Origin of the sequence: Nitrospira sp. SG-bin1 (assembly GCA_002083365.1) — a bacterium.
Classification (GTDB): domain Bacteria; phylum Nitrospirota; class Nitrospiria; order Nitrospirales; family Nitrospiraceae; genus Nitrospira_D.
In genome coordinates, this window is sequence record LVWS01000044.1 from 113,096 (window position 1) to 133,648 (window position 20,553).

At 53.9% G+C, this 20,553-nt stretch carries 25 protein-coding genes and 2 pseudogenes; 9 read left to right on the forward strand and 18 right to left on the reverse strand.

The window, feature by feature from the left end; all coding sequences use genetic code 11:
- Positions 1-7: 7 nt before the first annotated feature.
- The 5 genes and pseudogenes from A4E19_09725 to A4E19_09745 all read left to right on the forward strand — a co-directional run bounded on the left by A4E19_09725 (position 8) and on the right by A4E19_09745 (position 3,057).
- Positions 8-526 carry a hypothetical protein gene (locus A4E19_09725; GenBank protein ID OQW30577.1) on the forward strand — a complete coding sequence of 173 codons (519 nt, stop codon included), beginning with the start codon at positions 8-10 and terminating at the stop codon, positions 524-526.
- 294 nt (positions 527-820) lie between these two features.
- Positions 821-1,273, forward strand: a pseudogene (locus tag A4E19_09730) (DUF4440 domain-containing protein).
- Entirely contained in the window at positions 1,268-1,708 is a 441-nt protein-coding gene (locus A4E19_09735; GenBank protein OQW30603.1) for a DUF4440 domain-containing protein, read from the forward strand. Before A4E19_09730 ends, A4E19_09735 begins: the two are co-directional and overlap by 6 nt.
- Positions 1,709-2,103: 395 nt before the next feature.
- A pseudogene (locus A4E19_09740) lies at positions 2,104-2,616 on the forward strand (hypothetical protein).
- Between the two features lie 24 nt (positions 2,617-2,640).
- A complete protein-coding gene (locus A4E19_09745; protein ID OQW30604.1) occupies positions 2,641-3,057 on the forward strand; it encodes a DUF4440 domain-containing protein in 417 nt (138 codons plus the stop codon).
- Positions 3,058-3,259: 202 nt separating this feature from the next.
- On the opposite strand, the gene A4E19_09750 is transcribed toward A4E19_09745, so the two are convergent.
- Complete coding sequence (locus A4E19_09750) at positions 3,260-4,615, reverse strand: sulfate transporter (protein OQW30578.1); 1,356 nt, start codon at positions 4,613-4,615, stop codon at positions 3,260-3,262.
- A 344-nt stretch (positions 4,616-4,959) separates the two neighbouring features.
- Entirely contained in the window at positions 4,960-5,721 is a 762-nt protein-coding gene (locus A4E19_09755) for a hypothetical protein (GenBank protein OQW30579.1), read from the reverse strand.
- Between the two features lie 256 nt (positions 5,722-5,977).
- On the opposite strand from A4E19_09755, the gene A4E19_09760 reads away from it, so the two are divergent.
- On the forward strand, positions 5,978-6,388 hold the full coding sequence (locus tag A4E19_09760) for a class I peptide chain release factor (protein OQW30605.1): 411 nt from the start codon (positions 5,978-5,980) through the stop codon (positions 6,386-6,388).
- Positions 6,389-6,430: 42 nt separating this feature from the next.
- On the opposite strand, the gene A4E19_09765 is transcribed toward A4E19_09760, so the two are convergent.
- Positions 6,431-7,090, reverse strand: a complete 660-nt coding sequence (locus A4E19_09765; protein ID OQW30580.1) for a hypothetical protein — start codon at positions 7,088-7,090, stop codon at positions 6,431-6,433.
- On the opposite strand from A4E19_09765, the gene A4E19_09770 reads away from it, so the two are divergent.
- Positions 7,089-7,292 (forward strand): hypothetical protein, encoded by a 204-nt coding sequence (locus A4E19_09770; protein ID OQW30581.1) that lies wholly within the window; start codon positions 7,089-7,091, stop codon positions 7,290-7,292. The two genes, A4E19_09765 and A4E19_09770, sit on opposite strands and share 2 nt — an antisense overlap.
- Positions 7,293-7,321: 29 nt before the next feature.
- On the opposite strand, the gene A4E19_09775 is transcribed toward A4E19_09770, so the two are convergent.
- Positions 7,322-8,113, reverse strand: coding sequence for an enoyl-ACP reductase (locus A4E19_09775; protein ID OQW30582.1), 792 nt, complete (start codon positions 8,111-8,113; stop codon positions 7,322-7,324).
- A 409-nt stretch (positions 8,114-8,522) separates the two neighbouring features.
- On the opposite strand from A4E19_09775, the gene A4E19_09780 reads away from it, so the two are divergent.
- A complete protein-coding gene (locus A4E19_09780; protein ID OQW30583.1) occupies positions 8,523-8,771 on the forward strand; it encodes a hypothetical protein in 249 nt (82 codons plus the stop codon).
- A 136-nt stretch (positions 8,772-8,907) separates the two neighbouring features.
- On the opposite strand, the gene A4E19_09785 is transcribed toward A4E19_09780, so the two are convergent.
- From A4E19_09785 to A4E19_09840, 12 genes are all read right to left on the reverse strand, one after another.
- On the reverse strand, positions 8,908-9,447 hold the full coding sequence (locus A4E19_09785) for an ADP-ribose pyrophosphatase (GenBank protein OQW30606.1): 540 nt from the start codon (positions 9,445-9,447) through the stop codon (positions 8,908-8,910).
- Between the two features lie 45 nt (positions 9,448-9,492).
- Positions 9,493-10,596 carry a hypothetical protein gene (locus A4E19_09790; GenBank protein OQW30584.1) on the reverse strand — a complete coding sequence of 368 codons (1,104 nt, stop codon included), beginning with the start codon at positions 10,594-10,596 and terminating at the stop codon, positions 9,493-9,495.
- Between the two features lie 7 nt (positions 10,597-10,603).
- Positions 10,604-10,948, reverse strand: coding sequence for a peptidylprolyl isomerase (locus A4E19_09795; protein ID OQW30607.1), 345 nt, complete (start codon positions 10,946-10,948; stop codon positions 10,604-10,606).
- A gap of 167 nt (positions 10,949-11,115) precedes the next feature.
- Positions 11,116-12,285: a hypothetical protein gene (locus tag A4E19_09800; GenBank protein ID OQW30585.1), complete on the reverse strand. Its 1,170-nt coding sequence runs from the start codon at positions 12,283-12,285 to the stop codon at positions 11,116-11,118.
- Positions 12,286-12,355: 70 nt separating this feature from the next.
- The gene (locus A4E19_09805) at positions 12,356-12,583 is read right to left on the reverse strand and encodes a hypothetical protein (GenBank protein OQW30586.1); all 228 of its coding nucleotides are present in this window, start codon (positions 12,581-12,583) and stop codon (positions 12,356-12,358) included.
- A gap of 176 nt (positions 12,584-12,759) precedes the next feature.
- Positions 12,760-13,887, reverse strand: coding sequence for a hypothetical protein (locus A4E19_09810; protein ID OQW30608.1), 1,128 nt, complete (start codon positions 13,885-13,887; stop codon positions 12,760-12,762).
- Between the two features lie 100 nt (positions 13,888-13,987).
- Positions 13,988-15,385, reverse strand: a complete 1,398-nt coding sequence (locus A4E19_09815) for a hypothetical protein (GenBank protein OQW30587.1) — start codon at positions 15,383-15,385, stop codon at positions 13,988-13,990.
- Positions 15,382-16,236, reverse strand: a complete 855-nt coding sequence (locus tag A4E19_09820) for a 3-isopropylmalate dehydrogenase (GenBank protein ID OQW30588.1) — start codon at positions 16,234-16,236, stop codon at positions 15,382-15,384. Before A4E19_09820 ends, A4E19_09815 begins: the two co-directional genes overlap by 4 nt.
- Positions 16,237-16,291: 55 nt before the next feature.
- Positions 16,292-16,729 (reverse strand): hypothetical protein, encoded by a 438-nt coding sequence (locus A4E19_09825; protein OQW30589.1) that lies wholly within the window; start codon positions 16,727-16,729, stop codon positions 16,292-16,294.
- A 1-nt stretch (position 16,730) separates the two neighbouring features.
- Positions 16,731-17,129, reverse strand: a complete 399-nt coding sequence (locus tag A4E19_09830; protein ID OQW30590.1) for a hypothetical protein — start codon at positions 17,127-17,129, stop codon at positions 16,731-16,733.
- Between the two features lie 26 nt (positions 17,130-17,155).
- Positions 17,156-17,590, reverse strand: a complete 435-nt coding sequence (locus tag A4E19_09835; GenBank protein OQW30609.1) for a GCN5 family acetyltransferase — start codon at positions 17,588-17,590, stop codon at positions 17,156-17,158.
- A 63-nt stretch (positions 17,591-17,653) separates the two neighbouring features.
- Complete coding sequence (locus A4E19_09840) at positions 17,654-18,259, reverse strand: hypothetical protein (protein OQW30591.1); 606 nt, start codon at positions 18,257-18,259, stop codon at positions 17,654-17,656.
- A 134-nt stretch (positions 18,260-18,393) separates the two neighbouring features.
- Between A4E19_09840 and A4E19_09845 the strand changes: the two genes are divergently transcribed.
- Positions 18,394-18,666, forward strand: a complete 273-nt coding sequence (locus A4E19_09845) for a hypothetical protein (GenBank protein OQW30592.1) — start codon at positions 18,394-18,396, stop codon at positions 18,664-18,666.
- Between the two features lie 782 nt (positions 18,667-19,448).
- Here the strand turns inward: A4E19_09845 and A4E19_09850 are convergent.
- Positions 19,449-19,817 carry a hypothetical protein gene (locus tag A4E19_09850; GenBank protein ID OQW30593.1) on the reverse strand — a complete coding sequence of 123 codons (369 nt, stop codon included), beginning with the start codon at positions 19,815-19,817 and terminating at the stop codon, positions 19,449-19,451.
- Positions 19,818-19,894: 77 nt separating this feature from the next.
- On the reverse strand, positions 19,895-20,224 hold the full coding sequence (locus tag A4E19_09855) for a hypothetical protein (GenBank protein OQW30594.1): 330 nt from the start codon (positions 20,222-20,224) through the stop codon (positions 19,895-19,897).
- Positions 20,225-20,553 lie beyond the last annotated feature (329 nt).

The following is a 20,553-nucleotide window of genomic DNA, read 5'->3' on the forward strand; positions in this document are numbered from 1 at the left end:
GCAACCGATGATGAGAGCGATATTCCTCGCGACCTTGTGCGCTCTTCTCGCCGCCTGCCATAGCACCCCGGGCGTGGTCCCCCCGGCCGTGCACGACCTCAACCGCTTGGCTGCGGTCAAATCGATCTACATTGAGGACCTCGGGCATGAAGAGGGCGCACCCTTGATAGAGGGTTCCAACGTTGTCAAGGAAGAGATCAGCGCAGGATTGGCCAAATCAGGGCGTTTTTCTCTCGCCGAATCTCCCCGACAAGCCGATGCAATCTTGGCGGGATTGGCTGGTTTCGAGAAGTGGTACCACGGGATGGAAGGGTTTTATGGATTGGAAGGAGACCTTGATACCCATTACTTGGGTGTAGGACATTTTCGATTAGTGGATGCCAAAACCAAGGAGCCCATCTGGACACACGAATATGAACGGGGCCTTCTGAAGCCCACACAGAGCATAACAAGCCGGGTCGCCGATCAAGTGGTCGAACAATTGCTGTCGGATGCCACTCTTGCCGCAAAGAGAACTACCCCTTAACGCCCTTCCGAGGAACTTGGTGCTTCCTCACCCATGCCGCAAATCTTTTCTCTTTTTTCGATTACTCATCGCGAGCGATGCAATGGAATTGGTTCCGTTTGTTGAATTGATTTTCCAGGACTTACTACTTCTGGCATAGTGAACCTCGGCAATGACCTCGTCGCGCCGGGCTCCGTGAAAGCTGGGCATTTCCTCCATATCAATATGTTGTGAGCCACGTGCTCGTGTTGTCCCAAGGTTGTACCAACGCCATGCCATGACGGTGGTCGATGAATGTAAGAGAAAGGCTCCATCATGAGAGAACTCGCATTGTTGATAGTATTTGTTGCGGTTCCCACTTTGGGCTTTGCCGAGATGGCGCAACATACTGAAGTGTGTGTAGCGGCCAGCGAACAGGATATTGCCGCCCTATTTGACCGATGGAATGAGTCACTGAAAACAGGCGACCCCTACGAAGTTGTCGGGAACTACGCTTCGAAATCCGTTTTACTTCCCACAGTCTCGAGCAAACCGCGCTTCACAGTCGATGAAAAGGCCGCGTACTTCCGAGAGTTCCAGCGAGATCAGCCGGAAGGGCGTATCGAATCCCGTATCATTGAGCTTGACTGCAATACGGCAATCGATGAAGGCCTTTACACGTTTACCTTCAAAAAAACCGGTGCCATCGTACAAGCCCGATACACCTTCACTTATAAATGGGATGGGAAACAATGGCTGATCACCAGCCACCACTCGTCCAGATTGCCGACCGAGCAAGCTCCTCCAGAAGAGCCTGTCCACGCTGTCGCCCAGCATTCCGAAGTGTGTGTTGCAGCCAGTGAAAGAGAAATTGAAGTCTTACTGGAGCGATGGAAGGAATCTCTCCTAAGCGGCAACGCCCACAGAGTCATGACTCATTATGCTGCGAAGTCCGTTTTACTACCGCTTTCGTCGACCAAGCCCCGACTCACTCTCGATGAGAAGGAAGCCTACTTCCGCCATTTTCTCAAGGATAAACCCCTGGTCGACGTTCACTCCCGGACGATTGAACTGGACTGCAACACGGCGATCGACGAAGGCCTCTATACGTTTACCTTCCAGAAGACTGGGACCATCGTCAGGGCCCGGTACAGCATCGTCTACAAATGGGACGGCTTGCAGTGGTTGATTACGAGCGACCATTCATCGATCTATCCGCCATAACTACAGGCCTGTATTCTGCGTCAGCGGCTTCGCATAGAGCCACATTGGTGACTTCCACAATTGCCCTTCTGACTACTAACGGGTGATCTCTGTCGCACAGGTTGCTACGCCTCTGGGAGCCGTGATCCGTCATCTGTTTAGTTTACAGGAGCACTTCGCTGCATATCAGAGGTGACGGATTCGATCCGCATCAGGCTAACTTCATGGTGACCCTACTACTTAGGAACACTTACATGGGGAATGTGAACGGATCTGATATGATCGCGATCTAGTTGAGAATCCGCATTTGCCAAAACTATAATACGTCCCGCAGTGGAATCCTGTTCCGCGTCGCAATCAATTTTTCATATCGATTAGGTGCCGGGGATATCAATCCACACGTGGGAGGAACGGCCATGAGGGCATTGTCATTGTTGCTTGTGGGTATCGTATTGTCCATGGTGAGCTGCGCAGATAAACTCGCCGAGAAACCGAAAGTCGATACGCTTCATAAATTCAATCATGTCGTTCCCAAACATTCCGAAGTATGCGTGGCGGCTACCGAGGAGGACATTGCGGCCTTGTTCGATCGTTGGAATACCGCTCTTCAAACAGGAGACGTCCACAAGGTATCCGCCAATTACGCTCCCAAGTCTGTATTGCTTCCAACCGTGTCGAGCCGGCCCCGCCTCACGACCTATGATAAAGAAGATTATTTTCATCATTTTCTTGAGAATCAACCGGTAGGACACATCGATTCTCAAGACTCTCGGGAAATTGAAATCGACTGCAATACGGCGATCGATACCGGGCTCTACACCTTCACCTTTCAGAAAACCGGGGCCAGCGTGAAAGCCCGCTACACCTTTACCTACAAGTGGGACGGCAAACAATGGCTGATCACCAGCCATCATTCATCCGCGCTGCCAACGACAGATGCCCCTCCGGCGCACATTCACCAGGCAGTGGCCCAACATGCTGAAGAATGTGTGGAGGCCAGTGAAGAACAAATTGCGGCCTTATTTGACCGCTGGAATGGGGCACTCCAAACCGGCGACGTTCACAAAGTTGCCGCCAATTACGCTCCAACCTCTCTTTTGTTGCCGACCGTCTCGAGCAGACCCCGATTCACCTCTGTAGATAAAGAAGATTACTTCCATCATTTTCTCGAGAACCGGCCAGTGGGACGAATCGATTCCCGCGAGATTGAGATCGACTGCAATACGGCGATCGACACCGGGCTCTACACCTTCACCTTTCAGAAAACCGGGGCCAGCGTGAAAGCCCGCTATACCTTCACCTACAAGTGGGACGGCAAACAATGGCTGATCACCAGCCACCATTCATCAGCTGTTCCTCCAAAGGAGTAACGGCGAACCGAACGCTTCTTATGGTATGGTAAGAGACGCGAGAGCGGAAACAGCCGGCCTATCGAAGGCACCTCTCGTTAATGGGGACCCCACTGCTGACTCTCTCTCCATCATCGGCTTCAGATGGCTGGCACCACCTGGAGCCGATGCCTATCAATATGGATACTTACTCAGTACCGTGTGCATTTGTTCTAAGATGCGGTCAGGATGTCGCGCTGACCTTCCTCAAATTTGCAAGATAGTTGTTGACGACTTCTTTTGCGGGCATCCGATTGACTTGAGTGTCGACGAGATAATGCACTGTCCCGTGTACGGCCATGGCAATGAGAAGGCCTTCGAAGATTCCTACTTTGTATACCAGAGCGCCGGTCAGAATGGCCAAAACCATGGCATAAGGACCATGATGGGTCACATGCATGAGGCCGGCGATCATTTTCCATCCGGTAAACATCATGACGATGGCCACGGCGAACTTGGGCAGTAGCTCCAAATATTGAGGATTGATGACAAAGAAAGTGACCACGCATCCGATGATCAGCACAGAAAACTTTGTATAAGCCCCCGCCAGTCGGTTCGTGGTGCTCTTGGCCAATCCATCCAAATTCGTCATGCCACCAAAAAAGCTTGCCCCGATATTGGCGATCCAAATCGCCAATAAACTGTTATTGCTGTTGCACTCACGCTTGAGCGGATCGATTTTTTGGATGGCGGCGTTGCTCATGACCTGTTCGATGACGTCAATGAGGGCCAGCATGGCTGCAAACCCGAAGACATAGAACCAGGTCAACGGACTGTCGAGATGAGGAATCGGGAGTGCCAACGAGAGGGGAACATCTTCGACATGCAACATCGGCATGTGAATAAATTGCGCCAGAAGGACTCCCGCCGCAATGATGACGAAATACGGCACGGCAGGCTGGATGTACCGAAATTTTGTGAACAGATAGACAAAAATTCCCAGTCCAGCCAAGGAAATGAAAATCATGTGGATTCGTGCATCGTTAAAGAACGTATCTGTGGCTATCAATTCGGCTGGAAGTTCGTAGGTGAAGTCCAAGAACTTCAACGCTATCTTTAATCCAATCCCGGCGAGTAGTCCTTCAACGAGGTACGCCGGGACAGCCAGCAAAATATATCTCTGCCAATTGAATTTCCAGATGATCGCCTGCATGACGGCCGTGAGAAAAATGACGAACGCCATGTTTTCCATGCCGAAGCTGGCGACTCCCATGGCCAGAACGGGAGCCAGCCCTGCGGCAATGCCGGGACAGCCGATAAAGTTGCCCGGCCGAAACCATGCGTTGATCCATCCGATCAAACAGGCAAATGCAACGGTTGCGAGTCCCACTTTGATGGGATAATCCGACATCATGGCGATCCCAACCGACAGTGGGATGGCCATCACTCCCGTGATGAGACCTGCGGCGATATCACGACCGACATATTGCGCTTGGAACGCAGCCGACTCGAGGGTTACTGCCTTGGGAAGCTGTCCAGTGTATCTTGAATCATCGGCCGTTGAAACCGACGTTTGCGTGGTGATTGTCATGCCATCCATAGCAACGCTCCTCAGCACGAATGAGGGTTCGAATAAGGGATTCCTTTCCCAGTTCGGTGGTTCAGCAAGAACAAGACCGGCGGGTAAAACCATCGCAAGCTATCGATAATGTACGTCATTTCAACATATGGTCTATGAATCAACAGTTGACGCTTCTCATTCGCACTGGACGGATGTGCTTGGGTGCACCAGCCGTGCGTATGCGCACGATTGTTACCATTGATCATGGCGGAAAAATATGGAGGAGGTAAAAGACAGATCTGTTCTTGAGAAAAGGCGGCTGGGACCAGTCGCAGGACTTGGTGAAGATGAAGACGGACTGTTCCGTTCTGGACCCTATCGAACTACAGGTTGATGAAAAGTTGAAATAAAATGATGTGATTCATCTGATTGGCCAGGTTGGGAAGTGACCGACTGTCGAGGAGCTGATTTTGGTAGCCGACGTCCATGTTGAGATACTTCGAAAACGTCCTGTTGATCCCGACAAAGAATCGATTTTGATCAAAACCGGCCGCAGGTCCACGGGTACCGACCGTATTCAGATGAACAAAAATTTCGTCGTAGCCGACAAGAGCCCATTCCGTCGCCATGGGCAAGGGATATGTCAGCCTCAGCATTTGTCTGAACCGTACAGCGGTACCGTCCACATGCTCGATCCAGCGCTCCTCCAGACGGGTTCGGCTGAGAATTTTGAAGGAGCCCAACGTATGTGCATAGTTGATCTGCTGGTAGATGCGGCTTTCTTCGAAAAAGGGTGACTGAGGCGGTGTATGGCGCTGATTAAAGTTGCCGACCCAGGCATAGCCTTGCCAGATGGAAAGTTTTTCCGTCAACTGATAGCCAAGTGCGGGTCTGAGGAGCAGTTGATCAATATGGCCGGCATCGTCCAGATCGGCGAAGCGGGGGTTGACCTCCATATAGGCAAGGATTGATGAGGGAAGTTTCACCGTCAAAAAGACAGGTGACCATAGGCGAAAGTCTTGACTAAATGTCGAGGTGGACTGGGCGAAGGTTTCTCCTCCCACCAGCAGCCCACACGCGAAGGTCGCGATCGCGAGTCCCCGTCTCCACTTGCACGCTCGTTGATTCGCTTCTGCACGCTGCATAATACCTCCTTAATTGAGCATTCAGCTGCCGCTCTCTCATAAAACCTCGCGCGCTGCTTCTAAGATACGCCATCGCTCTCCCACGTATTCCTCACTCATAACGAGTTCAGATGGGATTGAGGTTATGGGTTTGTGCTTCACCTTGGGCAGACCTTGTACTCGTCCCACGAGGGAAACGCCAGTTAAAAATTTAAGGAATCACGCTCCTCCGGTGCCGGATTGCGCCCGCGGTGTGATTGTGCTAGCTACTTCTCTCATGCTGTACATCTCATCGTCTCTATCGATCCCGGATCAAGAGATCGACATTCACGCCATACGATCGCAAGGTGCAGGGGGGCAGAACGTCAACAAGGTCTCAACAGCCGTCCATCTGCGATTTGATATCCGTTCGTCATCGTTGCCGCAATTCTATAAAGAGGCTCTGTTGCAACTGCATGATCATCGTATTTCCGCTGACGGCGTGATCACGATCAAAGCTCAGCAGTATCGGACCCAGGAGCGTAACCGCGAAGATGCGCTGAATCGTTTACAGACGCTCATTCAACATGCGGTGATTCCGCGCAAGAAACGAAAGGCCACCTCACCGACACGCGGTTCCCAGGACCGACGGATTGAACGGAAGAAGAGACAGGGGCGCTTGAAGGCGCTGAGACGAACGCTGGAGTGACGAGCGCTCGTCGTTGGGGTGGCTTTCAGCATATCGGGATGGCTAGGAGCGATGGTCCTTGGTTTTCGCGGCGTTGGTTTTAGCCTGCTGCAGCACCGCTTGCGCCTCCGGGATGAAATCCAGCCGTTGGTGTTTCTCGGCGATGGCCAGCGCCTCTGACGCCAATGTGACGGCATCGGCATGCCGACCGTGCTGACACCAGACCTTCGCAAGTGCAAGTCTGGCATTGACAGATTTCGGGGCTTGTTGGACGACACGTTGCAACAGTTGCTCGCCTTTTCCCGAATCTCCTCCAAGGAAACTCGGCAACTTCACCAGCAATGTCCCCTTCGCGGAGAGCGCGTCAATGTGAGCCGGATCGATTTCGAGCGCGCGGTCCAGTTCATGCATCATGCGGCGAAGTCCGAAAATCGAGGTCAGGGATTCTCCGTCGATGCGGAGCAGCTCGCCCAGATTGCAGAAAAGCGCAAAGTGGGCATCGGCGCTTCCCTCCTCCGCTGCCACGGCTTGTTCTCCCAAGGTCTGTCCCTGTTGAAAATGCGCGAGGCGTGCTGAACGATCCGTGGCGAGCCTGCCTTTATTGCATTGTTCGAGGGCCTGTTTTGACAGGAGCGCTCCCGGGTTCTGCGCCCTAGACGGCATCGGAAGGACGAGTGCCCCACTTGCAAGTAAACCTACCAAAACAAAGAAAATCTTCTGCATGGTTCTTGTGAATAAGAATGAAAAGGACTCATTGATAAAACAGCGTTCAGACCAGCAAACACAATGCCAATCAGTCGCCACTTTCAACCATCCATACCCCCTAGATACACCGAGACAATACATGAAAATTGTGTCGGTAGATGGACAAGTTGGTGCAGGGATGTGCTCAGAGAAGGCCGGAAAGTTTTTGGAGGTCTCCTAACTTTGCGGTTTGAGTTCCGTGATCATCGCTTAAGCGGTTCCCTGCTCGCCGGATGCCACCATGCCCAAAATATTGAATCCACCGTCCACGTAGATCACTTCGCCAGTAATGCCTCGTCCCAATGGGCTGACCAAGAACAGGGCTGTATCGCCGACCTCCCCCTGTTCGGTGGCACGCCGAAGCGGAGACACTTCCTTATGATGATCGACCATTTTGGTAATGCCCGAGACCCCGCGTGCGGCCAGCGTCTTGATGGGGCCGGCGGAGATGGCATTTACACGGATGTTCAGGGGGCCAAGGTCATACGCTAAATAGCGCACCGTGGCCTCCAGCGCGGCTTTGGCGACGCCCATTACGTTGTAGTGAGGCACGACCCGCTCGCTGCCGAGATAGGTGAGGGTAACAATGGAGCCTCCCGCGGCCATCAAGGGCAATGCGGCGCGAGAGACTGCGACGAGCGAATAGGCGCTGATGTCGAGCGCCATCGCAAATCCCTGTCGCGTCGTATTCACGAATTGTCCGCTCAGCTCCTCCCGTGGCGCGAACGCCAGGGAGTGGACGAGAAAATCGATTTGACCGACTTCCTTCTGAACCTGCTGCATGAGCGAAGTAATTTCGGCGTCATTGCTGACATCGCAGGGAAACGCTTTTGCGCCGGGTAAAGTGGCGGCAAGGTCCTCCACGTTTTGCTTGAGCCGTTCGTTCTGATAATTGAAGAGGAGCTGCGCGCCTTGATCGGCCGTCGATTGCGCGATGGCCCAGGCAATGCTGTGTTTATTCGCCACGCCGATAATGAGTCCCTTTTTTTCCTTTAGCAACATTGGCACGCTTCTCCTTTTCGAAATCGACGACTGGGTATTGACTTGGACACACACCACAAAGCTGCACCCGGACTCTGCCCAGAATAAACCGTGAGGTAGAATGAGAGTCGCTTATCAGTGCGGATGGAAGATAGCATGATTTGGCCTCACTGTGAACCTACTCAGGGATGCTTGATCCACTGGGGGTCCGCCTGGGGCAGTTTAGTCGGGGGCTCGCTCAATTCTGCCCCAAGAATCATGGAGGAATGCTCCCAGATCCATGACGACAAAGAGACCGGAGCCTAAAATACTGAATACTCAACTTATTCATCAGGCCATGCACATACGTACAGAATGGCACCGTGTTTGCTCTACTTATTTGGTAACTACCGAATAGTCGGTGCCACAATCCTTCAAGGAGGAACTATTTATGAAACGCATGTTGATGGCCGTCATCGCAGTTGCAGTCGCCGTAACTTTCAGCGCACCTTCTTTCGCGGCTGGGGAGAAGAAGGACGAAAAGAAGGGAGGCAAGTTCACTGAGATGATCAACGCGGAAGAGAAGAAGGACAAGGGTGGCAAGGCAGACGAGACCTTCGGCAGCGAGAAGAAAGAAGAGAAGAAGGGCGGCCATGCCGACACCTTCGGCGATCAGAAGAAGGACAAGGGCGGAAAGTAAGACTCCGTGTGTTGAAACTCAGCGTGGGGGGCTTTCACTGCGGAAGCGCCCCACGTCCTTTTGTTGACTCGTGGCGGAAGCCCTCCTCACGACCTCTCGTAGAAATCGTCCACATTACGTCTCACGTATCGCTTGATCAACGGCGAGTTCCGTTGAGGATATAAACCGCTTGTAATCCGACGATCGTCTTCCCATCTCGAATCGTGCCATCCTGAATCTTTGTGATCGCTTGCTCCAACGGCATTTCCACGATTTCCAACACCTCGTCCCGATCCAGATGCTGTTGCCCTTTCGTCAAATCGGTGGCTTTGTAGACATGGATCACTTCATCCGCGAAACCCGGTGCGGTGAAAATGCTCGAAAGCAATTGGAACGAGGATGCACGATAGCCGACTTCTTCCTCCAGTTCCCGTGCCGCACAATGCAACGGATCTTCACCGGGAGACAGTTTTCCCGCGGGAATCTCGTAAATGAATCCTCCGGCTGCGTGCCGGAACTGCCGGATCAACACAACCATACCGTCATCTTTGACTGGCACCACCGCAGCGGCGCCCGGATGACGGATCGTTTCAAGATCAACGGTTACCCCGTTCGGTAATTGGACAGTGTCAACATTCAGGGTAATGACCTTGCCGGTATAGATGTTGCGTACCATTGAATGTTCCCTTCCACTCATCGAGTTCACCGTTGGTCGGCCGTGGAGTCGAGGGCCCATGCCGGGTCATGGAGCAACGCGCTTGTAGAACGGCGGCTTGACGACTTTCGCCTGAACCAATTTTCCTCGGATGTCGATGAAGAGGTCCGTCCCAAGTTCGGCGTGCTCGGGAGATACATATCCTAGTCCAATTCCCTTCTGGAGAAGGGGAGATAGATTGCCGCTGGTGACTTCTCCGACGGGAGACGGCCGTGCCGATGCGGATAAAATCTTGAACCCGTGGCGAGGCACGCCCTTTTCGAGTAATTCGAATCCGACGAATCGGCGTATCAAGCCTGTTTGTTTTTGAGCCAGTAAGGCGGACTTTCCGACAAAGTCTCCCTTATTGAAGCCCACCACCCATTCCGCTCCAACCTCGATGGGCGTCGTTCGTTCATCAATGTCATTACCATAGAGCAGATAACCCATCTCGAGACGCAAAAGATCCCGTGCACCAAGCCCCGCTGGTTTCAAGCCAAACGCCGTACCCACGTCCAACATTCTCTCCCAAACGGCCGCGGCGGGTCCGTACACGTACCACTCATAGCCGAATTCTCCGGTATAACCCGTTCGTGCGACAAGGCACTCCGCGTCCGCGACTCGCACGATCGTGGACTCCCTGAGCTTGAGCTGATTCAACTGTGACAATCCCAGTGCCGCAACGATCGCCCGTGCAGCGGAGCCCTGCAAGGCAATCTGCGCGATCTCGGCGGAACGATCGGAAATCCGACAGTCACGACACCCCCGCCCATGCTCCGTGAGCCAGGATACGATCTTGTCACGATTCGATGCGTTGACACACAGAAGAAATTCCCCGGTTCCGGCCAACCGATAGACGAAGATGTCGTCCTTGATACCGCCTTCCTCGTTGCACAGCATCGAGTATTGCGCCTGCATGGGTTTCAGCGCAGCAAGGTCGTTCGTCGTCATGCGCTGCAGGAACGCATCTGCACCGGAGCCCGTGACGACAATCCGCCCCATGTGGCTGACATCGAAAAGACCGGCTTCGCTGCGAACGGTGTGATACTCCTCCACAACGCCGGTGTACTGAAGGGGCATTTCCCATCCGGCGAAATCGACGAGCTTGGCGCCGACAGCGCGATGCTGTGCGATGAGGGAGGTCTGCCGCACGGCGTGGCTACCGCACCCCGAGCAATTCGACGTCGAAGATCAGCGTGGCATTCGGTGGGATCACTCCGCCCGCGCCGCGCGAGCCGTAACCCAAATCGGATGGAATGGTGAGCTTGCGCTTGCCGCCCACCTTCATCCCCTGCACCCCTTCGTCCCATCCTTTAATGACACGGCCGGTGCCAAGGGGAAACGAAAAGGGCTGACCTCGATCGACGGAGCTATCGAACTTTTTTCCATTCTCAAGCCATCCCGTATAGTGAACGTTGGCGGTCTTGCCGGCAACGGCGACCTCACCGGTACCCACTACCTGGTCGATATATTTAAGCCCGGACGGCGTGGTGACTTCCTGCATGTTCGTCTCCTTCTCCTTCTCATTCCCGGCCATGGTGTTTTCCGATCCTAGGATCGGTGTGACCGCGATCAATAGCCAGACATACGCAAGACGCACAAGTGTCATACATGCTCCTCCTTCTTTGACTGTATGGCATGGGAGAGACGGTTCGGTCAACTGGAGTTTGGCTACGAGTCGTTTTCGGCAAAGAGCGCGAGACTGGCCGTGTACCCATGCAAGAAGTTGCGGTTTCCGATGGGTCCGATTTCACCTTGTGCGAAAAACCCCGCGAGAGGGATCCTCCCCAGCTGCTCGGCCACGGTCGCGGCATCGTGATTCGGTCGTCCAAACAGCCCTTGCCCTCGGCCGCAGCAACTGAACAGAAGCGCGCCTAGCGGAGGTTGTCGATTGGACGATCGATCAGCGGCGAGCAAGGAACTCAGATCTTCGCTGGCGGAATTCGCATCACGCAGATGGAATTGTACCGTCTGGCCTTCCTGCACCACATCGCCGATTGCGACGGCGCCGGTCGTCCGATCGGCTCCCAGCAGATTACGAATCAGAAAATCGCCCCGCTCGAATCGGTTCCGATGTTCATCGATGACGATGCCGAGGTGCAGCGCCCGATGGGCACGCGATCGGTCCTCCTCCGGAAGCGATTCAAAGACCGCCTGCAACCGGTCCAGAGCCGGAACTCCGCCGAGCTCCTGCAGAAGGTTTCGCTCCGCCTTTGTCACGACAAATCGTTCACCGATGAGCCGACAACCTTGAGAAATGACGGGCCGAATGTCCACTGCCCCTGAAAGCCGGACTCCCACGAGCCCTCCTTCGAAAACTTGATCGTTGAGTACCAGACGGTTCATGCCGGCCTCCTGCCCCCCTCCCGCCAATCCACCCAGGGCTTTGCTGCCGGGATACCGTTCTTCCAAGAGTCCTAGAATTTCTTGAACGGGAGTGCTGAAGGGATCTGCAAGCAAAAGGAAGGAGACGTCCGCTGCTCCAGGTTGAGGCCATCCAACCAGGTGAAACTGATCCTGCATCTGGGAAAACGATACCTGTAATGGATACCGGTCGACGTGAGGTAGTGAGGCGGCCCAGACCGTCATCGCCGGGGCCGCCTCCAACTCCTCCGCACCGGCAATCACGCCTTCTCCGCTGCAGCCGATCAGAAGCCCGGGCCGCAGTCTCCGTATCAGCGTCTTCGCCAACACATCGGCCCGCTCCGCATGATGAGCGGAGAAGAAAAGACAGGCCAGATCGACCGGCGCGTCGCCCAATTGTGCCCGAATATCCGTCGCCAGATCCTGCGCGGCTGCGTCGGTCTCTAACCTTGTCGAAAGGGCCACAGCAAACTGCACGAGAATGCCTCTGCTTGATATGTAGAAAGCGATACCCGCTCTAAGTTGAGGGAACTCGGCGTATTGAGACTCAGACGCCTGGGTCCATGCGCTGGACTCGCTCCTTGGCCAGCTTCTTATAGTACCGCCACAGGTACGAGTGGTAATCGTCCACCTGTGCGAGGAGGTAGTGCAACTCTGTCGGATCTTCGGTTTCCAATGCGTGAACCATCCTCGCTTTGAGGAACTCCGCGAAGGCTTCCGTTTTTTGCACCGCTGTGAGCAGTTGTAATCCGCCGCCGATTTGATAGTCGCCCATGGAAGGACACTCCCCGGTTGGCCGAATCATTCGAAGAATAGCGAGGAGAGGATGGAAATTGCAAGGATGCGCGAGTGTCGGAAGCAAATTTTTATAAGCGATCTTGTTGAAATTGGGTCGTCAAGGGAAGGCTCCGGCCTCGAGGTGAAGTAACAGATCGCGGGGAGAAGAGATCGTCAACGCGATTGGGCGGTGATCAACGCTTTCAGTCGGCCTAAGTCGATCGCCTCCATCCGATGATCGTCGCGACCTACGACCGTCGTGGCCATGGTAAGGGCGTTCAGAATGGATTCTTCCGTGGCTTCCACCGTGGCGGTGATCAGTGGATTCAGATGGGTATCAGCCAGATGCGTCAGCTGATAAGTTGGTTCTTTAGGATAATGAGGGATGACGTTCGCCGTTGAAAAGGCGAGCATGAAATCGCCGCTGCTATGCCGGGCCGTGGAACCGGTACGAGCAAGCCCCAGTGCGGCACGCTTGGCTAGTCGCGTGAGTTGGCGACCGTCGAGCGGGGCATCGGTGGCGATGATTACAATAATCGACCCTTCACTTTGATCGGGTAAGAGCACCTCAGACATCTGTTGAGGAGGCTCATAGAGTTTCCCCACCGGCACGCCCGCGATGACCAATTCCGGCCTGCGGCCGTGATTTGCGTTGACCAACACGCCGACGGTGTAACCGCCGTCTTTCTCAGGCAGCTTTCTCGACGCCGTACCGATCCCGCCCTTGAATCCATAGGACATCATCCCGGTGCCTGCCCCGACGGTGCCTTCCTTGACCGGCCCGCCGCTCGCGCCGTCAAGGGCGGCCATCACATCCTGCTCGGACACATGGCGGCCTTGGATATCGTTCAATCGGCCGTCATCGCATTCCGCCACGACCGGCGTGAGCGTGTCGTCGGAAATGCCGATCTCCCGATACTGCTTGATCATCCAACTCATGACGCCGTTCGCCACGCGCGGGATGTTGAGCGTATTCGTGAGAGCGATGGGATATTCCAAGAAGCCTGATTCAGCTACCCATGAGAGACCGGTCATTTCGCCGGTGCCGTTGAGAACGAACGAGCCGGCGGGCGCTTTCTTGTGCCAGACATCGTCACGCGGAATCACGACGGTGACGCCGGTGCGGATCGGTCCCTGGCCTGGCTTCAGTGGCCCTTCACCTTGGATAAGGGTCTGGTGTCCGACTTTCACACCGACCACATCGGTAATCGCGTTGAGAGGACCGGGCTGATAGGAGCCGATGACAATGCCAAGGTCTCGAATCCTTTGTCGACTATGATCCGATTCGGCAGCAGCAACCATGGCAGCCATGGATAGGCAGCCGGCTATCAGGATGGCCACACAGGACAAGAGCACTAACTGAGTGGGTCGCCTATCAGCGGTTGCGCTCACCGGCAACGACTTAGGCTTCATGCGTACTACCCTGGTGGGGAACCCGTACATCGATCTTTGAATGTTCCGCCTGAATCGCCGCGGCCAGGGAGAGGGCTTGTTTCTCCTCACCGTGCACGATGAACACGGTACTTGGCAGCGGGTTGATGGCTCGGACGTAGGCCAAGAGATCATGACGGTCGGCATGGGCCGACATGCCGTTGAGTTTGACAATCTGAGCTCGGCGCTTCGTCGGCACACCGAAGATCGGCACTATGTCCCATCCTTCGACCAACTTGCGACCAAGAGTGTGTTCTGCTTGAAAGCCGACGAACACGATCACGTTGGCTTCGTCCTGAATCGCATGTTTCAGATGATGCAAGATACGACCGCCTTCGCACATGCCGGATGACGAGATGATGACGCAAGGCCCCCGCATGGCGTTGAGCCGCTTGCTGTCTTCGGACGAGGATATGAAATGGATGTAGCGCGAGGCGAAGACATCATTGTTCGAGGAAAAGGTCTTCAGCGTCTCGTCGTCGTAACATTCGGGGTGACGCTTGAAGACGTCCGTCGCTTTGTCGGCCAAGGGCGAATCGATATAAATCGGGATGGGTTCGACGCGACCCTCGCCGACCAATTCCTTGATCCGCATCACCAGTTCTTGGGTGCGGCCCACCGCGAAGGCCGGGACAATGATCTTGCTTTTGTGTAGCCGTGCATGCGCGATCAGGTCCTGGGCTTTCTTCTTCATCTCCTCGCCGGCCTGTTCATGCAGCCGGTCGCCATAGGTGGATTCCAGGATGAGGACGTCGCAGGCGGACGGCGGTTCAGGATCGCGCAGGATGGGCATGTGGGATCGCCCCAGGTCGCCGCTGAACAAGACCGTCGTGGTATTGCCGCGCGCGGAATATTTCACGCGGACGGCGGCGGACCCTAGGATATGGCCGGCGTCATGAAATGAAGCGGTGATTCGCGGTGCGATCTTAAGTTGATCGCCATATCGTCCGCCCTCGAATCGCCTAACCGTCCTCCGAACGTCGTCGCCGTCGTAAAACGGCCGAATACAAGTTTTACCACGCCTCTTTTCCTGTTTATTGACGTACCGACAATCGTTCTCTTGGACGCGCGCGGAATCTTCCAGCATGATCCCGGCCAAATCGGCCGTGGCTCTGGTGAGATAGACTTTCCCCGAAAACCCCTGTCCTGGAAGCACTGGAAGCGCCCCGGAATGATCGATGTGCGCATGCGAGAGTAGCACCGCGCCCAGCGACTTGGGTTCAAACCCAAAGTCGCGGTTCCGACGAATCGCTTCATCCCGACGCCCCTGGAACATCCCACAATCGAGCAACAGCCGGAATCCCGGTACTTCCAGCATATGCCGGCTTCCTGTGACAGACCGAGCGGCGCCGTAGAAAGAAAGTTTCATGTGGTGGTGACTCCATTGTGCCGTGCAATCAGATCCCAGGCTTCTTGGGCGGTTTCAGCGTAATGGAAAAGCTGGAGGTCCTGCTGTGAAATCAGGCCATGATCCGCGAGGAGCGACCAGTTGATCAGGCGCTCCCAAAACTCCCGGCCGACCAGGACGACGACCACTCGGTCGGTTTTTCCCGTTTGCAGGAGGGTCAATGTTTCGAACAGTTCGTCGAGGGTGCCGAACCCGCCAGGGAAGGCGACAAGCGCTTTCGCGCGGATCAGAAAATGCATTTTCCTGATCGCAAAATAGCGAAATTGGAAGTTGAGAGTCGGCGTAATATAAGGATTGGGATGCTGCTCGTGAGGGAGGGTAATGTTCAGACCGATCGATTTCGCACTCACATCCGCCGCACCGCGGTTGGCGGCTTCCATAATGCCGGGACCTCCACCCGTCATGATGACGTAGTCGCAAAGACCGCCGACTTGGCACGTTGATGAAACCAATCGTCCGAACTCTCTGGAGATGTCATAGTACTTCGAGAGGGCCAGCTGTCGGGTGGCGATGGCCACTTTCTGGCGGCACGCCGGATCGTTGGGAGTACGAGCCATTTCAGCTTCGGCGAAAAGAAGCGCCTCTTTTGCTGCGGCCGGCTCATGGAGCCTGGCACTTCCAAAGACGACGATGGTCGACCGGATACCTTCTTCTCGCTGAATCAATTCCGGCTTCAAAAGCTCAAGCCCAAGACGAACCGAACGCAACTCATCTCGCTGGAGGAATTCGATGTCTTTGTCAGCCGGAATATAGGAAGTCGACACGACGTCAGCCTGCGGTGAAGACGTCTGATCAGCAGGTCGTGGCTCCATCGCCGGCCATTATAGCTAGGCCATTGGGCGTAGGCAATTCGCGTGGAACGAAGAGTTATGATCGTTGAAAGGGATAGGGATAAAAGGGAGGCCTGACGAGATGCCGTTGAAATCCTTGATGCAACACGACCCACTGGTCGTCACACAAGACCTGGAATGCATCAACACCAAGTCCCGTTCTGGAAAAGATCAAATCCGGGTCGATCGGTGTCCAAGGTTTTGCTAACCAGCCAAAATTGATCCGTGAGTATTTCAAATCCAGAAACCGGTATGTGGCGACAATTCCCGTTTCTGAATCGGTGATCGAGTCCGGCGCGCCTAGCTTGGACACGACGTCAGCCAACGTCGTCTTTCCTGGTACGATAAAGGCGACATCCTCTGGTCCAATTGAGGTATTGAGCGACACGCGGACGATGTTACACCCTAATGCAGGTAGACAGATCACCGTCCCTAAGAGCATCGGAATAATAATCTTGCCGACGAAAGTCGCCATCTCAAGAACCAAATGGCCAGTCAAATGGCCAGAATCGAAACTCTAGGTTGTCTGTTCGTTTTGATGAAATCACGTCTTCGACAATCCCATCCCGATTAAGGATGATGAATAGATCGTCGCTCTTGATGGAAAGACGCGTGAAATTAAGAAGAATCAGCAAGAGGCTGCCTGCTTTGGCGTCGTATCGGTAATACTGAAAGACGTCTCGGCCATTAAGTTGGACGAGGCGATCAGGCGCACCCAAGAGATTGACCAGTTCGTCCTTGGTGGTGGTTCCTTTTTGGATAGTCGCGATCACTTGTGACTTGATGTCGTCGCCCAGGGTCCCTCGACTGAAGGCACACCCTTGAATGAGCAAACAGAAGGCAAGAATGCTAAGCATGTATCGGCGAGGCTTCATATACGCTCCTTGTCTATCATTCCCTTTTATTCTAGCTGATGTCCAAGGACGAAATCTTGTTCGAATACCGTGTAAACTGACGGTGTGAGTCCTACGCGTTGGTACACGGTTTGAGCCCTCCGGTTCTCCCGCTCCACGTACAATCTGATACCACACACCCGGCGTTCAGCTCTGGCTTTGGCATGGATATGATCGTACATCGCCCGAAAAATACCCACGCCTCGCCGGTCAGGTTCGACATACACGCTCTGGATCCACCAAAATATTCCGTTCCGCCAGTCGCTCCATTCGTACGTAACCATGAGTTGGCCGACCGGCTCAGACCTCGTGCCTCCTTGACGTTCGGCGAGAATATAAAATCCATACTGAGGACTATCTAATAACGCTATAGCTCCTTCACGAAGACGCACAGCATCCAGCCGGCGCCGTTCCGTTTCCATTGCCATGGCGGTATTGAACATAACGATGGTATCCACATCATCCAAATGGGCCTGTCGAATGATAATTCCTTCAGAAGCCATGATTCAGGAGGAGCTGGATGACACATCCAGCCATCCAGTTTTTGGCCTATAGAAGCCGGCCGAGAACTCCATTTTCATGGCATCTTCGACTGGTAGATTGATGGGACGCAGCGCATGTTCAGGGATGAAGGCCAGATACCCCGTAAAGGGATGGATTGCGGTCGGGACAAAAACCATGAAGAGGGTGTGGGTATGTTCCACCTGAAGAGAGGGGGGTGCCATCCCCATCACAAATCCCAATGCCCAACATCCATCGCGAGGGAAGGGAAACGCAACCACTTTACTGCTCCCGAAGCGGGATCGAAAGTTTAGAATATCGGTCATGCCCTTTAAAGTGAGGTAAATGCTCTGCACAAGCGGGATCTGTTCAATGCGGTGTTCCAGTCGAGCGAATAGGCCTTGGCCGATCACATGATCGCCGATGAATCCCGCCAAAATGAGGATGAAGACCAAAAGAAGAAGGCCGAACCCCGGGATGGGTTCGGGCATGTATCGACCGACCAGCCCATCGAGTGTCGTAAAGAGTGTCGAAAGAATCAGAAACGTGGCCCAGGCAGGGACCAACACAATGAGGCCAGCCATACAGGTTTTCCAGAAGGCTTTAATCATATGAATCCATCCTCACAACGCGCATGCTCAGTGTAACAGAAATAGCCGAACGTGAGGAGTTGTCCGCCATGGCTTGCACTCGAGTTGGCTATCGATTATTCTGCCTTACGGAAACCTGAGGGAGGTAGACGGTCATGAGTATTGATAAGGAGCTCTTGGCGATCTTGTGTTGCCCAGAGACCAAACAGGCTGTGAGTTTGGCTGAGGAGGCACTTATTCAGAGGCTAAATGTTGCCGTTGCACGGGGTGAACTAAAGAATGTCGGCAAACGGGCTGTATCTGGTGAGCTCGATGGTGGTTTGATTCGAGCTGACCGGAAGATCCTCTACCCCATCCGGAGTAACATTCCTGTCATGCTTATCGAAGAAGGCATCCCCCTTGAACAAATTCCAGAGATCACCCGATAATGTAGTTTTCGACTGTTACAATATTTGGCCCTAGTAAGGTGTTGTCCCGTTCCATCCGCTCCATAGTGCCTATGTGCCCTTCCTTAGTCTCATCATCTCTTATTGTGCTCTCTTCTCACGTACGTCTGATATCAGTAATGGCCTTCAGGGCCGTGTCTGACGTGAATTATGCGAGAAGTTGGCACTGATCTGATAGCGATTCGACCATCGGTGGTCTATTGAAGTATATGTTCATCCTTGGCCCGAGTATGGGCGGATGGGTGCATGGAAGAAAAGACTAGGGAGCGACGATCTGAACGGTTTTTACGGGATTGTCCGTCTTCGATCCTGTAGAGGTTCCACAGTGGATGCAGAGATACTCATAGAGATTTCCACTGGGTAGAACGAGCAGGAGCCGTTCTCTTGTCGGAGTGGCCACTCGGCATCGAGGACAGAACAAAAGAGAGGCATTGAGCGAGCCGAATTGTTCCTGAGGAGCTTCGCTGGATGGCCGTGACCTGATTCTCGGACCCGAGTGGGCCCCAGGAATCCATTGAGTACCTGGTCTGCGAGGAAGCATGTTTCATATTAGTGATGATGGCAGGTCAGGGTCAAGAGTCAACATTCTTTACGCGCTTCATGGATCCAGAGCTGGATATCATGAGCTTCCAAACCAGGATAATCATACAGGGCAAGTAAACCGCCTGTTACCCCGTTCAATGTCAGAAGATGAGCCTAGAGGCGGGCTATGCCTCTACGGAGCAAGAAGAGGCAAGCACCCCTGTGAGTAGCAATTGGCTGGATTAGACGGTAGCTTTGGCGGACTCGATTTCGGTTGCAGTGATGAGGCTGGAGAGATAATCCGCAACGAAGTTGAGGGCTTCCTCTCTCCCATCAGCACGGCGCCCTTTTTCCCGACGTTGTACAGAAAGCTCATGTTCCAAATCGGACTTGACTTCCCCTAAGGTGCGCTGCAGTGACGACGGCGTTAGATTGGTATCCATATCTTCCAGTTCCTGGCAACGATCTAGCACCCAATTGAGCCCTTCAATACGTCCAGCATAATGCTCCTGTTCTGCGGTATCGATTCTTGCCATTGCCGTGGCAAAGGTCTGGGCTTCATAAATCAAGTTGTAGAAACTGGTGACGGCCCTTTGTAACGATGGATTCATGGTACTCCTTCTCTTTAGGATGAACTGTAATTATACATGAGATTGGAGCCCCGACAAGGAGTATTTTTTTGTTGAGCTTACGTGAAGAGGAGAGAGTGAAATTCGTTCATGAAACCGTAATAGAGCGAAGCGAAGTCTTTCAAGCAGTCCGGACTCGTTTCCTTCAAGCGCTTGAAGAAAAAGACTTGCGTGCGTGGGTCAAGCTGTTCCAGAAGTTGGCTGAGCTGAGCCATGGAATAGCTGCCAGCAGGAACGCTGAGAATATAATGCACCAGACGCTCAACGAACTGCTGAGCGACATACTCACTATTCAAATAGCCATCTGGGAGTTTACCTGAAGCGAGAAACTCTTCAAATGGAATCGCCTGTGCAGCAAACGGCACTGATTGCTGCTGATGTGATGTCACGCCGGGAGTGCTCCCTAATGGAATAGCAAAGACACCATGATTCAAAACTCTACTGGACGAGATCTATCTCGTCAAGTGTGCAGAAGATGCAGTGATAGTGAGCCAAAAGGCTGATGTTGCTGGATAGATTGGCTCTAGTGCTTTTAGAAAGACGGAGGTAGAGCGGGACAAATCAAATGGTCAAGTCTCTGGAAAATGGATTCCTCCCAAAATCACAACATCGCATATGGATTGGTCCATCAATAAGAGGGCAGCGTCCTTGGAAGGACGCTGCCCCTCATGGCCCCCGGACCGAGGCCTACAACCAGGTGACGCGCTCGGCGGGCCGG